1 protein-coding gene is annotated in these 467 nt (G+C 61.5%); it reads left to right on the top strand.

Annotated features, from left to right (window positions below):
* Positions 1 to 291: 291 nt before the first annotated feature.
* Positions 292 to 429, top strand: a complete 138-nt coding sequence (locus tag DRB19_RS30360; RefSeq protein WP_162815897.1) for a hypothetical protein — start codon at positions 292 to 294, stop codon at positions 427 to 429.
* Positions 430 to 467 lie beyond the last annotated feature (38 nt).

Here is a 467-nt window from a genome sequence, read left to right as displayed (position 1 = left end):
AGTGGTAGCGTCTTCTCCAGAAAGCACTGAGGACGTCTCCATGTCTGATATTCCTTACCCTGACACACCGCAGCCGGACATCCCTGCCCCGCCCCAGCCTGATATTCCCGCTCCTGATCCGGAGCCTGGGCTGCGGCCACCTGAACCTACTGAGCCGCCCGGGGATGATGTCCCGAAGGTGGGTTAGCGGTACCTCATCGCTGCCTGAGTCAGCAATGGCACGGAGTGGTATGCTCTGTTAGTCGGAATCCTTCGGCGTGAGAGGACCCTGAAGCCTTGGAGGGCTATGCCATGGCACACCGCGAGCAGCACAGCAATCGAGAGGCGAAGAAGCCGAAGAAGGAAAAGCCCAAAGGGGGCGCTGGAGCCCAGCTCAAGCGATGGGCCGTCAGCGAGGAGCTACAGGCGCGAGACGCCTCGAAGCGCTAGTCATTGGATCGTCAGCCGGCCCAAGCAGCCTGTGCAAC

The sequence above is a fragment of the Microvirga aerophila genome (assembly GCF_003332305.1).
Lineage (GTDB): Bacteria > Pseudomonadota > Alphaproteobacteria > Rhizobiales > Beijerinckiaceae > Microvirga > Microvirga aerophila.
The sequence above is the reverse complement of the archived record's forward strand: the minus strand, read 5'-3'. Positions and strand labels throughout refer to the sequence as shown.